General features: G+C 63.3%; 14 protein-coding genes. 13 read left to right on the top strand and 1 reads right to left on the bottom strand.

What is annotated here, in order from left to right; translation table 11 throughout:
* Positions 1–53 precede the first annotated feature (53 nt).
* A complete protein-coding gene (locus JHL16_RS14720; RefSeq protein ID WP_200185588.1) occupies positions 54–929 on the top strand; it encodes a MurR/RpiR family transcriptional regulator in 876 nt (291 codons plus the stop codon).
* 157 nt (positions 930–1,086) lie between these two features.
* On the opposite strand, the gene JHL16_RS14715 is transcribed toward JHL16_RS14720, so the two are convergent.
* Positions 1,087–2,436, bottom strand: a complete 1,350-nt coding sequence (locus JHL16_RS14715) for an aspartate aminotransferase family protein (protein ID WP_200185587.1) — start codon at positions 2,434–2,436, stop codon at positions 1,087–1,089.
* A gap of 133 nt (positions 2,437–2,569) precedes the next feature.
* On the opposite strand from JHL16_RS14715, the gene JHL16_RS14710 reads away from it, so the two are divergent.
* The 12 genes from JHL16_RS14710 (at position 2,570) to JHL16_RS14655 (ending at position 12,544) form a co-directional block, all read left to right on the top strand.
* Entirely contained in the window at positions 2,570–3,319 is a 750-nt protein-coding gene (locus JHL16_RS14710) for an SDR family NAD(P)-dependent oxidoreductase (protein ID WP_200185586.1), read from the top strand.
* A 47-nt stretch (positions 3,320–3,366) separates the two neighbouring features.
* On the top strand, positions 3,367–4,410 hold the full coding sequence (locus tag JHL16_RS14705) for an ABC transporter substrate-binding protein (protein ID WP_200185585.1): 1,044 nt from the start codon (positions 3,367–3,369) through the stop codon (positions 4,408–4,410).
* A 35-nt stretch (positions 4,411–4,445) separates the two neighbouring features.
* Positions 4,446–5,297 carry an ABC transporter permease gene (locus tag JHL16_RS14700; protein ID WP_200185584.1) on the top strand — a complete coding sequence of 284 codons (852 nt, stop codon included), beginning with the start codon at positions 4,446–4,448 and terminating at the stop codon, positions 5,295–5,297.
* 2 nt (positions 5,298–5,299) lie between these two features.
* Complete coding sequence (locus JHL16_RS14695) at positions 5,300–6,097, top strand: ABC transporter permease (RefSeq protein WP_137858223.1); 798 nt, start codon at positions 5,300–5,302, stop codon at positions 6,095–6,097.
* A complete protein-coding gene (locus tag JHL16_RS14690) occupies positions 6,090–7,187 on the top strand; it encodes an ABC transporter ATP-binding protein (RefSeq protein ID WP_200185583.1) in 1,098 nt (365 codons plus the stop codon). Before JHL16_RS14695 ends, JHL16_RS14690 begins: the two co-directional genes overlap by 8 nt.
* Positions 7,188–7,943, top strand: a complete 756-nt coding sequence (locus JHL16_RS14685; RefSeq protein WP_200185582.1) for an SDR family NAD(P)-dependent oxidoreductase — start codon at positions 7,188–7,190, stop codon at positions 7,941–7,943.
* Positions 7,944–7,968: 25 nt separating this feature from the next.
* Positions 7,969–8,721, top strand: a complete 753-nt coding sequence (locus tag JHL16_RS14680) for an SDR family NAD(P)-dependent oxidoreductase (RefSeq protein WP_200185581.1) — start codon at positions 7,969–7,971, stop codon at positions 8,719–8,721.
* 16 nt (positions 8,722–8,737) lie between these two features.
* On the top strand, positions 8,738–9,832 hold the full coding sequence (locus JHL16_RS14675) for an LLM class flavin-dependent oxidoreductase (RefSeq protein WP_200185580.1): 1,095 nt from the start codon (positions 8,738–8,740) through the stop codon (positions 9,830–9,832).
* Positions 9,833–9,834: 2 nt separating this feature from the next.
* Positions 9,835–10,167: a hypothetical protein gene (locus tag JHL16_RS14670; protein ID WP_200185579.1), complete on the top strand. Its 333-nt coding sequence runs from the start codon at positions 9,835–9,837 to the stop codon at positions 10,165–10,167.
* Positions 10,164–10,997: a 3-oxoadipate:acetyl-CoA acetyltransferase gene (locus tag JHL16_RS14665; protein WP_200185578.1), complete on the top strand. Its 834-nt coding sequence runs from the start codon at positions 10,164–10,166 to the stop codon at positions 10,995–10,997. Before JHL16_RS14670 ends, JHL16_RS14665 begins: the two co-directional genes overlap by 4 nt.
* 159 nt (positions 10,998–11,156) lie before the next feature.
* Positions 11,157–12,359: a cytochrome P450 gene (locus JHL16_RS14660; protein WP_200185577.1), complete on the top strand. Its 1,203-nt coding sequence runs from the start codon at positions 11,157–11,159 to the stop codon at positions 12,357–12,359.
* On the top strand, positions 12,356–12,544 hold the full coding sequence (locus JHL16_RS14655; RefSeq protein WP_200185576.1) for a ferredoxin: 189 nt from the start codon (positions 12,356–12,358) through the stop codon (positions 12,542–12,544). Before JHL16_RS14660 ends, JHL16_RS14655 begins: the two co-directional genes overlap by 4 nt.
* Position 12,545 lies beyond the last annotated feature (1 nt).

Raw genomic sequence — 12,545 nt, 5'->3', positions numbered from 1 at the left:
AATGGAGTATCCTGAGCGCCGACAGAATCTCCTGAAGAGCGCTCACGCCCAACATGCCAGACGCCGCCATCGACAAGCTCATCACCGAGCAATTCGACTCGCTGAGCCCGCAGCTTCGTCTCGCCGCCCGTTTCGCGATCGACAATCCCGACGAGATCGCCGTCAATTCGATGCGCAATGTCGCGGCCAAAGCCGGGGTCAGGCCCAGCACGATGCTGCGTTTCGCCCGGCAGCTCGGTTTCGAAGGCTACGACCAGCTGCGCGATCAGTTCCGGGCGCGCATCAAGGCGGGCGTCGAAACCTCGTGGTCGGGGCGCGCGCAAAGCCTGCGCAAAGGTTCTACATCCTCGCGCAACGCGCTGATCGACCGGATCGTCGCCGATGAGCATGACAATCTGCAGAAGACTTTCGATGAGGCGACGGCGAAGAGCCTCCGGCAGGCCTGCCAGATCATCAGCGCGTCGCCCTCGGTCTATGTGCTGGGCCTGCGCAGCCTGTTCCCGGTCGCCTTCTATTTCCACTATGTCTGCCGGATGTTCATGGGCAAGACGGTGCTCCTGACCGGCACCGGCGGCACGTTCGCTGACGATCTGCGCCGGGTCGAGAAGGGCGATGCGGTGGTCGCCTTCAGCTATCACCCTTATGCGCGCGACAGCGTGAAGGCAGTGAATTTCGCCCAGAAAAAGGGGGCGCGTGTGATCGCCGTCACCGACAGCCGCGTGTCGCCCATCATGGCGCCGGCCAAGGTCGGTGTCGTCGTCGCCAACCAGACGCCGTCTTTGTTTCCGACCATCCTGCCGGCCTTTGCCGTGGCCCAGGCGCTGGCCGCGCTGCTCATCCAGGAGAGCGGCGAGGAGACCATGGCCAATCTCGCCAAGACCGAAAGCCAGCTCGCCGCCTTCGGTGTCTATTTCGGCGGCGAGAAATAGAGACCGTTTTGCAACATCCCTCACGCTGAGGTGCCCGGCGCAGCCGGGCCTCGAAGCGTCCCTCAGGATAGAGCGACAATACTGAACCATACCCTTCGAGGCTCGCTTCGCTCGCACCTCAGGGTGAGGGAGTGTGACGTGTTGCGTTCATCATGGCCTAGCCCTTCAACACCTCCTTGATCGTCGCTTCGAGCTTGCCGATGATCTCGGCGATATGGCCGTCATCGACGATGAAGGGCGGCGCCAGCATTACGTGATCGCCCTGGCGGCCATCGATGATGCCACCCATCGGATAGCAGATGAGGCCGTGATCGAGCGCCGTGGCCTTGAGCCTCGCGGCGATCTTCTTGTCGGGATCGAAAGGCGCCTTGGTCGCGCGGTCGGCGACGAATTCGAGTGCCCAGAACAGGCCGCGGCCCCTGATGTCGCCGACATGGGGATGCGCGCCGAAGGTCATATTCAGGCCCTCGGCCAGCCAGCTGCCGGCGCGTTTCACATTGTCGAGCAAATTCTCGTCGCGGATGGCCTCCTGGACGGCAAGCGCCGCCGCGCAGGCGGTGACATGGCCGGTATAGGTATGGCCGTGCTGGAAGAAGCCGGAGCCTTCGACGATTGCCTCATAAATACGCTCGCTGGCGAGGACCGCGCCGACCGGCTGATAGCCGGCGCCCAGCCCCTTGGCGATGGTGACGAGATCGGGCGCGATGCCTTCCTGCTCATAGGCGAAGAGCGTTCCGGTGCGGCCCATGCCGCACATCACTTCGTCAAGGATGAGCAGCACGCCATATTTGTCGCAGATGTCACGAATGCGCTTGAGGTAGCCCGGGACCGGCGGCACACAGCCGAGGGTCGCGCCCGCCACCGTCTCGGCGATGAAGCACATCACGGTTTCGGGGCCGAGCCGCAGGATCTCCGCCTCGAGCTCATCGGCGATGCGCAGGCCGTAATCCGCTTCCGTCTCATGGGCGCCGCGGTCGCGATAAGGATAGCAGGGCGCCACATGGGTGACGCCGATCAGCAGGGGCTCATAGGCAGCGCGCCGCCAGAGATTGCCGCCGGCCGAAAGCGCACCCAGCGTATTGCCGTGATAGCTCTGACGCCTGGCGATGATGCGGCTGCGCTGTGCCTGTCCGGTCTCGACGCAATATTGGCGCGCGAGCTTAAGCGCGGTCTCGACCGATTCCGAGCCGCCGGAAGTGAAATAGGCGCGGGTGAGATTGCCGGGCGCTTCGCTGGTCAGGAAGGAGGCGAGGTTCTCGAGCGCATTAGACGTGAAGAAGCCGGTATGGGCGAACGCCAGCGTCGTCGCCTGTTCCTGAATGGCGCGGATGGGGGCGGGATGGCTGTGGCCCAGACAGCTCACCGCGGCGCCGCCCGACGCGTCGATATAACGATTGCCGGCATCATCGAGAATATAGGGCCCGTCGCCTTTCACCGCGGTGCGCAGTTTCGTCTTCGGCGCGCGGTGAAAGACGCTGGTGTCGATGTTTCGCTTAGGCCCGGCCATGAGGTTCTCCTTAGTCACGGAGCCCCAAGGCTAGAGCGGAAAAGAGTGTGATGCAACAAATGACTCATAGATTGACTTAGTAGAGCAAATGGTTCATTCTTGAATGATCGGGAACAGGAGCGCTTTCGCGAGCATGACGAAGGAATTCCAGGATCAGGTGGCGGTGGTCACCGGCGCCGCGCAAGGGTTGGGCGCCGCCGTCTCGACGCTTTTGGCGCGCCAGGGCGCCACCGTCTTCCTCGTCGATCTCAACGGCAAGGGCGCCGAAGCCCAGGCCGAAAGATTGCGCGGCGAGGGAGCCTCGGCCCATGGTTTCGGCGTCGATGCCGCGGATGAAAGTGCGCTGGAAGGCTTCCGCGCCGAGATTGCGGCACGCAGCGAAGGGCGCCTCGACATATTGGTCAACAATGCCGGCGGCTGGCGCTACGGCCGCGCCCATGAGATCACGCTCAGCGACTGGGATTGGACCTTCCGCACCAATGTCACGGTTCCGTTCCTCACCACGCGCGCGCTGATGCCCTTGATGATCGAGCGTAAATACGGGCGCATCGTCAATGTCGCCTCGACCGATGCCTATCGCCCGAAGCCGGCGCTGCCGCATTACGCGGCGGCGAAAGCCGCGGTGGTCAGCCTCACCAAATCGCTCGCCGAGGAGCTGGCGCCGCATCAGATCCTGGTCAATGGCGTGAGCCCCGGGCCTATCGCCACCGAGACGGCGAAAAGCCAGAGCTGGCTCGCCGAGCGCATCAAGACCATCCCGATCGGGCGGGCCGCGGAACCGGAAGATATCGCCGAGGTTATCCTGTTCCTGGCGTCGCCGCGCAATCGTTTCGTCGTCGGCGAAACCGTCATCGCCAATGGGGGAATCCTGATGGCGGGATGAGACCCCCCGAGAATCTGCGATAATCATAAAACAAGGAGGACGCGCCTATGAAGAATAAGACTGCCGGTTCACTCACACGCCGCGAAGCGCTCGCCATGATGGGCGCGGTCTCGCTCGTGCCGTGGCTCGATGCGACGCCGGCGCAAGCGGCGAGCCAGCTCGTCTTCGCCTCGGGCGGCGGCAAGCTCGAAGAGACCTACAAGAAGACCGTGTTCTCCGCCTTCAAGGAGAAGACCTCGAACGACATCGTCACCACTGCCAATGAAGGCGCCAAGCTCAAGGCCATGGTGGAGCAGGGGCAGGTCGAATGGGACATGATGCAGGGCCCGGCCGAGCAGCTCATCGTCTTCGGCCGCCAGGGCCTGTTCGAGCCGATCGATTACACCAATATCGACAAAGCCAATCTGCTGCCGGGCGCGGCCAATGAGTTCTTCGCGCTCACCGATGTCGCCGCCTACAATATCGGCTGGAACACCGCCAATCTGAAAGGCCCGGCGCCGCAGAACTGGGCCGAGGTATGGGCCTATGACGGGCGCATCGGCCTGTGGAAGAAACCCTTCCAGACGCTGGAAGTGGCGCTTCTCGCCGACGGCGTGGCGATCGCCGATCTCTATCCGCTCGACATCGAGCGCGCTTTCAAGAGCCTCGACAAGATCAAGAGCAAGATCGTCTGGTGGGAGCGTGGCGCGCAAGGCGCGCAGGTCTTCCTCGATGGCGAGGTCGATGTCGGCGCCATCTGGAACGGCCGCGTGCACCAACCCAAGCTCGACGGCGCGCCGGTCGACTTCAACTTCAACCAGGCGATCTTCGTCAACGACGCCTGGGCGGTGCCGAAAGGCGCGCCGCACAAGAAGGAGGCGATGGAGCTCCTCGCTCTGGCGCTGTCGCCCGAGCAGCAGGCGGCCTTCGCGCGCGAGCTGCCTTATGGGCCGGTGAACCGCGCCGCTTTGGCGCTGCTCGACGACAAGGTCAAGGCGACGCTGCCGTCCTCGGACGAGAACTTCAAGAAGGGCCGGCTGCTCGATCTCGAATTCTGGGCCGACAACAGCCAGGCCGCGCTCGAGAAGTTCAATTCCTGGCTCATCGGTTGATGCTGAAGGGGGCAAACACCGGCACACCGGCCACGATGCGTAAAGTATCGTGGTCGGTGGCGCGGCTCTATCGCTGGATGCTGCTGGCGCCGGCACTGTTCCTTGCCGCCTTCTTCGTCTTCCCGATCATCCGCGTGGTGCTACGGAGCTTCTCGGACCCCGCCTGGGGGTTGCAGAATTACGAACGCATCATGGCGGGCGGACCCTATCTGCAGGTGCTGCTGGCGACGATACAGACGGCCGCCACTGTCACCGCGCTCTGCCTGCTGCTCGCCTATCCCGTCGCCTATGTCATGTCGCGGCTGAGCGGTTCGCTTCTCCAGATCGCGGCGGCCTGCGTGATCATTCCGCTATGGACCAGCGCCGTCATCCGCTCCTATGCCTGGATGGTCGTCTTCCAGCGCAAAGGCATCCTCAACGAGGCGCTGATCGGCGCCGGCGTCCTCGACGACGCCATCCGTTTCCTGCCCGGCAGCTTCGCCGTGCATGTCGGCATGGTCCATATCATGCTGCCTTTCATGATCCTGCCGCTCCTGGCCAATATGCGCGCCATCGACCGCTCGCTGCTGCGCGCCGCCGAGATCATGGGGGCCAACCCCCTGGTCGCCTTTGCCAAAGTCTATTTCCCGCTGTCGATGCCGGGGGTGAGCGCCGGCGTGGCGCTGGTCTTCATGATGTCGCTCGGCTTCTTCATCACGCCGGCGCTGCTCGGCGGGCCGCAGCATCTGATGGCGGCGGTGTTGATCGAGCAGCAGGCCAATGTGATCCTCGACTGGGGATTGGCGTCGAGCCTTGCCACTGTCCTCCTGGTGGTCACCGGGGCCATGTATGTCGTCTATATGCGCCTCACCGGCAACGCGACCGGCAATCTGAAGGGAGCGCTCTGACCATGTGGGGGCGCGCTCTTCTCGCCGGTCTCGCCGGGCTCATTCTGCTCTATCTCATCCTGCCGATGCTGGTGGTCGTGCCGCTCTCCTTCAGCGGCCAGAGCTATCTGTCCTTCCCGCCGCAGAGCTGGTCGCTCAAATGGTACGGCACGATGGCGGACAATCCGCTGTGGCTCGAGGCGACGATCAACAGCCTCCTGATCGGCATTCCGACAGCGCTGATCTCGGTGGCGTTCGGTACGTTGGCGGCGCTCGGCATCGTGCGCGGCAACATTCCGCGGGCCGGCCTGATCTCGGCCGCCATGGTGGCGCCGATGATGATGCCGCATGTCATCCTCGCCATCGGCCTCTATCCCGTCATGCTGGAGCTCGGGTTGCTGCGCACCCATGTGGCCGCCATCATCGGCCATTCGGTGATCGGCATTCCGCTCGTCTTCATCACCGTCTCCGCCGCGGTCACCGGCTATAATGGCGCGCTCGAGCTCGCCGCGATGACCATGGGCGCCAATCCCTGGCAGACCTTCTGGAAGGTGACCTTCCCGATGATCCGGGTCGGCATGCTCATCGGCGGCATCCTCGCTTTCGCAACCTCCTTCGACGAACTCATGCTGTCTCTTTTCCTCACCGGTGCGGCCACCCGCACGCTGCCGCGGCTCATCTGGGAGCAATTGGCCGACTATCTCACCCCCACCATCGCGGCGGTGGCGACCTTGGTTTTCGTCTTCACCCTCGTCCTGCTCGCCATTGTGAGCCTTCTGCAGATCAGGCGCGGCCGCGCCATGGCAGGTCAGCATGGCTGAGCATGGTTCGGGTCTCGTCCTCGACGGCGTTACCAAACGCTATTCCAGCGTGACGGCGCTGCAGCCGATCTCGATCGAGATCGCGCCGGGCGAATTCTTCTCGCTGATCGGGCCGTCGGGCTCGGGCAAGTCGACGCTTCTCGGCGCCATTGCCGGCTTCATACCGCCGAGTGCCGGGCGCATCCTCATCGACGGACGCGACATCGTCGATATCCCGCCCTATCGGCGCAATATCGGCATGGTGTTCCAGAATTATGCGCTGTTTCCGCATTTGACGGTGTTCGAGAATGTTGCCTTCGCACTGCGCCTGCGCAAGCTCTCTAAGGCGGAAGTGACCGAGAAGACGCAGCGCATGCTCGACGTCATCCGGCTGTCCGGCATGGGCGAGCGCCGGATCAGCGAGCTGTCGGGCGGCCAGCAGCAGCGTGTCGCCCTGGCGCGCGCCGCCGTCTATGACCCGCGCATCCTGCTCATGGACGAACCCTTGGGCGCCCTCGACAAGAATCTGCGCGAGGAGATGCAATACGAGATCAAGGCGTTCCACAACAAGATCGCCGCGACGATCATCTATGTGACGCATGACCAGGAAGAGGCGGCGGCGATGTCCGACCGCATCGCCATCATGAAGGACGGCGAGATCGTCCAGCATGGCAAGCCGCGCGAGCTCTATGAACATCCGCGCAACATCTTCGTGGCGAGTTTCTTAGGCGACGCCAATATCTTCAAGATCCACGACGCGAAGCCGGATGCGCGCCACATGAAGCTCGATATCGGCGAAGGGCTTTCGCTGTCGGCGCCCGGCGATGTGGCTTCCGCGTCACGCCATTATGTCTGCGTCCGGCCGGAATCGATCGCCGTCGGCGCGCCCGGGGCCTTCAACGGCGCCGCCGGCCAGAATGTGCTGCCCGGCATCATCGCCGACGTCGTCTACACCGCCGGCACCATCCGCTGCCGCGTGAAGCTCGCCGATGAGGCGGTGGTGACGGCGCGGCTGCCCTTTCAGCGCAATGCGGCGTTTTTCGCGACCGGAGATCAGGTCGACGTCCGCTGGGCGCTCACCGATACATTGCTGATACCAGAGGAGACGTGAATGCCCTTGTTGGAAGGTAAAATTGCGCTGATCACCGGGTCGGGTGACGGCATGGGACGGGCCCATGCGATCCTGATGGCCGAACGCGGCGCCGATATCGTCGTATCGGACATCCGCGCCGAGCCCGCCCAGGCGACCGCCGAGGAAGTGCGCAAGCGCGGGCGGCGCGCTCATGTGGTCGTCGCCGACATGGCCGATGTGGCGCAGGTCAAGAACATGGCGGAGGAGGGAGCGGCCAGGCTCGGTCCCATCGACATCCTCGTCAACAATGCCGGCTACGGCCAAAGGCTCGAGACGATGGACATCACGGAAGAGGATTTCGACCGTATGTTCGCGGTCCACGTCCGGGGCTCGTTCTTCGCCGCCCAGGCAGTGATCCCCGCGATGAAGGAACGCCGGCGCGGCAAGATCATCAACATCTCTTCCATGTGGGGCATGACGGGCGCTCCCGTCGCCTCGCATTATTGCGCCGCCAAGGCAGCCCTTCTCGGCTTCACCAAGGCCTGGGCCAAGGAGTTGGCGCCCTGGAACATCCATGTCAATGCGGTGGCGCCCGGTGGCGTGCGCTCCGGCGGGCCGATGAAGCTCGACAATTCCGAGATCCTCAAGGCCAAGGAGGCGAAGGTGCCGCTCAAGCGTTATTGCGAGCCGGTCGAGATCGCCTATGCCGTCGCCTATCTGGCGTCGCCCGAATCCGACTTCGTCACGGGGCAGGTCATCAGCCCCAATGGCGGCGAAGTGATCGTCGGTTATTGAGGGAACGATCATGGAAAGACCGAGCATGAAGCTTGCAGGCAAAGTCGCCTGGATCACCGGATCGGGCCGCGGCATGGGCCGTGCCCATGCCGAGCTCCTGGCCCGCTATGGCGCCGACATCATCGTGCATGACGTCTTGCAGGATGAAGCCGCGATCACCGCGAAATCTGTCGAGAAACTGGGCCGGCGCGTCTTCGTCACCCATACCGATATCACCGACACGGCCGGGATCCGGGCGATGGTCACGGAGGCGGAAGCCGTGCTGGGACCGATCGACATCCTGGTGAACAATGCCGGCATCGGCCAGCATCTCGCCATCGAAGACATCACGGTCGCCGATTTCGACCGCATGTTCGACATCCATGTGAAGGGATCGTTTTTCTGCGGCCAGGCGGTGATCCCCGGCATGAAAGAGCGCCGGCGCGGCAAGATCGTCAACATCTCCTCGATCTGGGGCATGAACGGCGCCAATACCGCATCCCATTATTGCGCCGCCAAGACGGCCATTCTCGGCCTGACCAAGGCCTGGGCCAAGGAGCTCGCACCCTGGAACATCCATGTCAATTCGGTCTGCCCGGGCGGTGTCATCACCGAGATGCCGATCAAGGTGCAGGGCTGGGACCGCATTCGCGAGAAAGAGCAGAAAGTGCCGCTCAAGCGCTGGGCGCAGCCCGAGGAAGTGTCGGGCGCGGTCGCCTTCCTCGCCTCGGCGGAAGCGGACTTCATCACCGGGCAGTCGATCAGCCCCAATGGCGGCGAGACGATCGTCGGTTTCTGATTAGGGAGTTAGAGGTATGCATTTCGGTCTCTTCAACCTGATGACCCAGCGCGACAAGGCCAAGACGCCGCGCGAGATCTATGCCGAGATGGCCGATCAGGTTCGTGTCGCGGAGGATATCGGCTTCGAGATCGCCTGGTTCGCCGAGCATCATTTCTCCAATTATTGCCTGTGCCCGTCGCCCCTGACGATGAGCACCTACATGGCGGCGCGCACCAAACGCATCAAGCTCGGCCCGGCGGTTATCGTGCTGCCGCTCTATGAGCCGATCCGCATGCTGGAGGATATCGGCCTTCTCGACCAATTGAGCGACGGCCGCGCCGTGCTCGGCTTCGGCACCGGCTATCAGGAATATGAGTTCCACAAATTCGGCGTCGATCTGAAGAAGGGCCGCGAGATTTTTCTCGAAACGATGGATCTGGTCGAGGCCTATCTGAAAGGCGATCCGGTCTCTTTCAACGGCCAGAAGATCAAGCTGCCGGAGACCTATTTCTCGGTGCGCACCATCCAGGAACGGCCGCCGGTCTATGTCGCGGGACTCACCACCGACATGGAGACGCAGCGCCGCTCGGTGGAGCGGGGTTACGTGCCGTTCGTCACCACGGGCTGGAACACCGTCAATGTCATCCGCCAGATCAAGGACAAATTGCGTGAGACCTATGTCGCGGCGGGCGGCGAGGCTGCGCGCATGCCTTTCGCCATCCAGCGTTATGTCTTCGTCAGCCACGACCGCGACGATGTGCTGAAAGCCGCGGATGGCGCGCGTTATGTGCGCCGCATCGGCCAGGCCATGCGCAACAAATATGGTGAGCTCGACGGCGCATACTTAAAGGAAACGCCGGCCGCCGACGAGCCGCCGCTGGAAGAGATCGCCGAGCGCACCTTGATGGGAGATCCCGAGACGGTGGCCGAGAAGCTCTGTGCCGATATCACGGCGCTCGAGCCCAGCCATATGAGCCTGTTCATGGGCATTCCGGGGGTCGCGCAGCAGAAGACGCTCAAATCGATGGAGATGTTCGGCAAGGAAGTGCTGCCGCTGGTCGAGAAGCGGCTGGGCAAGCTCGCCGATATTGGGGTCGGGGTGCCGGGCCTCCGCAGCAACGCGGCCTGAGCATGATCATCACCGTCTCTGAAACAGGCGAATTGGGCCTCGACGCGCCGGACGACTTCCGGCGCTTCGAGATCCAGGTCAACCGCGTCGGCATCACCGTCGCGCAGATCATGGCGGCGCTGCGCACATTGGGCGAGGTTTCCGATGACGGCCATGTCTGGGTCGGCGAGCCGGCGCTCGTCAAGCTGGCAGGCCGTGAGGGAAATGACGCCTGGCTCGCCAGGCTCGCGGCGATGAAAGACAAGGCACGGCCCTTCGGCTGGGTGGATGACGACCGCCATGCTATACGGGCCCACATCAAATGGCCCGCTCAGGACGATAACAGGACCGCATGACCACACCCTGCATCATCACCGTCGCCATCACCGGATCGGTTCCGCGCAAGGAGGACAATCCGGCGGTGCCGATCACCGTCGCCGAGCAGATCGAGTCGACGCAGGAGGCCTTCGAGGCCGGCGCCACCATTGCGCATGTCCATGTCAGGAAAGACGACCAGACGCCGACCTCCGATCCCGAACGCTTTGCCCGTCTCGGCGAAGGGCTGCGCAAACATTGCCCCGGCATGATCATCCAGTTCTCGACCGGCGGGCGCTCGGGCAAGGGCTCGGAGCGCGGCGGCATGTTGCATCTCAAGCCGGACATGGCGTCGCTTTCGACCGGCTCCTGCAATTTTCCGACCATCATCTATGAGAACCATCCAACTCTCGTCCGCGAGCTGGCGGACAAGATGATGGAATATGGCGTGAAGCCCGAGATCGAGGTGTTCGATCTGTCGATGCTCTATCAGGCGTTGCGTCTCGCCGATGAGGGGGTGCTGACGAAGCCCTTGCATGTGCAATTCGTCTTCGGCGTGAAAAACGCCATGCCGGCGATCCGCGATGTGCTCGCTTTCCAGGTGAGCCAGCTCAACAAGCTGATGCCGGAAGCGACCTGGACCGCTGCCGGCATCGGACGGCATCAGCTTGAGGTCAATCGCTGGTCGCTGGAGCTCGGCGGGCATTGCCGCACCGGGCTCGAGGATAATATCCGCATCGACCGCGACCGTCTCGCCGCCTCCAATGCCGAGCTGGTCAAAGGTGTCGCGGCGCTGTGCGGTGAGTATGGCCGTCATCCGGCGACGGTGTCGGAAGCGCGCCAGCTCCTCGGACTTGCCGCAACGGGGTGATGCGATTTCGGCGAAGTGCTGCACCTGCGCATCGCTCGGCTCATCACCACCCTCTGACCGATTTTAGATTTTCCTTGCCGATCAACGTCTTGTGGAAGGACGTCGGATTGGCACAGTGATTGCTGATGGCTTCTCAAAGAACATTCTGCGGGAGGAGCCATGAGCGAGACTGCAGCGGCCGAGCTGCCATTCCTGAATCTGTCGGATCCGTCTTTTTCCATTCGCTCGCACGTGGTGCGCGAGGCGCGCGACAGGAGCTGGTGCGCGCGTACGCCCTATGGGCTGGCGGTGCTGCGTTACGAGGAAGTCGGCAAGCTTTTACGCGATCCGCGCCTGCGCCAGGGCAGCTACGCTTGGCCGGCGCATAATCAGGCGACCGGGCGTTTCGCCGAATGGTGGCTGGCCATGCTGCTCAATCGGATCGGTGAGGATCACGCACGGCTGAGACGGCTCGCCAATCCGGCCTTCTCGCCAAAACTCATCGGCGCGCTCAAGCCCAAATTCGAAGCGCTGGCGCATGAGCTGATCGACGGTTTCGCCAAGCGCGGCCGTTGCGACTTCATGGCGGAGTTTTCCGAGCCCTATGCCACGCGGGTGATCTGCATCCTGCTCGAGCTCGACCAGTCGGAATGGCGCAATCTGGCCGACATCGCCGGCGAAATGGGGCTGGCGCTGGGCGTCACCTACAAGCAGGATGTGGCGCGGGTGAATGCGGCGACCGACCGGCTTTATGACTATGTGCAACGCGTGATCGCCCTGCGCCGCAAGCGGCCGCCGGCCGACGACTTCGTCTCTTTGCTGCTGCAGGCGAATGAAAACAAGGACACGCTGAGCGACCAGGAGCTTGATGACATGGTCGTGCTCGCGGTGTTCGGCGGCATCGACACGACGCGCAATCAGCTCGGCCTCGCTCTCGGCATGTTCATCGACAATCCGGCGCAATGGCAGCTTCTCGCCGAGCAGCCGGAGCTGGCACGCCCGGCGGTGGAAGAAGTGATGCGGACCAGGCCCACCACGACCTGGGTAACGCGCGAGACGATGGAGGACATCACGGTCAACGATCTCCCGATCAAGAAGGGGACGACGTTGCATCTCTTTGCGGAATCGGCCGGCACCGATCCTGCCGTCTTCACGCCGGGCTTCGACATCTCGGTCAAACGAATGCCGCATTTCGGCTTTGGCGGCGGCACCCATCATTGCCTCGGCCATTTCATCGCCCGTGGCGACATGACCGAAGCCCTGCGCATCCTGGCCCAGCGCATCCGCAACCCGCGCTACGACGGCGCCGCGACATGGCTGCCCGACAGCGGCAATACCGGCGCGGTCAAGCTGCCGATCCTCTTCGATGCGGAGCCGACATGAAGATTTGCGTCGATCTGGTGAAATGCCAGCTGCATGGCCAATGCGCGATTGCGGCGCCTAAGCTCTTCTCCTTCGGTGAGGACGGCAAGCTCCAATGGGTCGAGCAGCCGGATGAAAGTGCGAGACGGGAAGCCGAGGAAGCGGCCGATGTCTGTCCCGAACAAGCCATCACGATCGAGGATTGAG

Source organism: Taklimakanibacter albus (assembly GCF_016595235.1).
GTDB lineage: Bacteria > Pseudomonadota > Alphaproteobacteria > Rhizobiales > Aestuariivirgaceae > Taklimakanibacter > Taklimakanibacter albus.
This window is presented reverse-complemented; position numbering and strand designations above follow the sequence as displayed.

Coding starts and splice junctions, on each gene's coding strand:
- JHL16_RS14720 (WP_200185588.1), top strand. CDS start 54: ATGCCAGACGCCGCCATCGACAAGCTCATCACCGAGCAATTCGACTCG.
- JHL16_RS14715 (WP_200185587.1), bottom strand. CDS start 2,436: ATGGCCGGGCCTAAGCGAAACATCGACACCAGCGTCTTTCACCGCGCG.
- JHL16_RS14710 (WP_200185586.1), top strand. CDS start 2,570: ATGACGAAGGAATTCCAGGATCAGGTGGCGGTGGTCACCGGCGCCGCG.
- JHL16_RS14705 (WP_200185585.1), top strand. CDS start 3,367: ATGAAGAATAAGACTGCCGGTTCACTCACACGCCGCGAAGCGCTCGCC.
- JHL16_RS14700 (WP_200185584.1), top strand. CDS start 4,446: ATGCGTAAAGTATCGTGGTCGGTGGCGCGGCTCTATCGCTGGATGCTG.
- JHL16_RS14695 (WP_137858223.1), top strand. CDS start 5,300: ATGTGGGGGCGCGCTCTTCTCGCCGGTCTCGCCGGGCTCATTCTGCTC.
- JHL16_RS14690 (WP_200185583.1), top strand. CDS start 6,090: ATGGCTGAGCATGGTTCGGGTCTCGTCCTCGACGGCGTTACCAAACGC.
- JHL16_RS14685 (WP_200185582.1), top strand. CDS start 7,188: ATGCCCTTGTTGGAAGGTAAAATTGCGCTGATCACCGGGTCGGGTGAC.
- JHL16_RS14680 (WP_200185581.1), top strand. CDS start 7,969: ATGAAGCTTGCAGGCAAAGTCGCCTGGATCACCGGATCGGGCCGCGGC.
- JHL16_RS14675 (WP_200185580.1), top strand. CDS start 8,738: ATGCATTTCGGTCTCTTCAACCTGATGACCCAGCGCGACAAGGCCAAG.
- JHL16_RS14670 (WP_200185579.1), top strand. CDS start 9,835: ATGATCATCACCGTCTCTGAAACAGGCGAATTGGGCCTCGACGCGCCG.
- JHL16_RS14665 (WP_200185578.1), top strand. CDS start 10,164: ATGACCACACCCTGCATCATCACCGTCGCCATCACCGGATCGGTTCCG.
- JHL16_RS14660 (WP_200185577.1), top strand. CDS start 11,157: ATGAGCGAGACTGCAGCGGCCGAGCTGCCATTCCTGAATCTGTCGGAT.
- JHL16_RS14655 (WP_200185576.1), top strand. CDS start 12,356: ATGAAGATTTGCGTCGATCTGGTGAAATGCCAGCTGCATGGCCAATGC.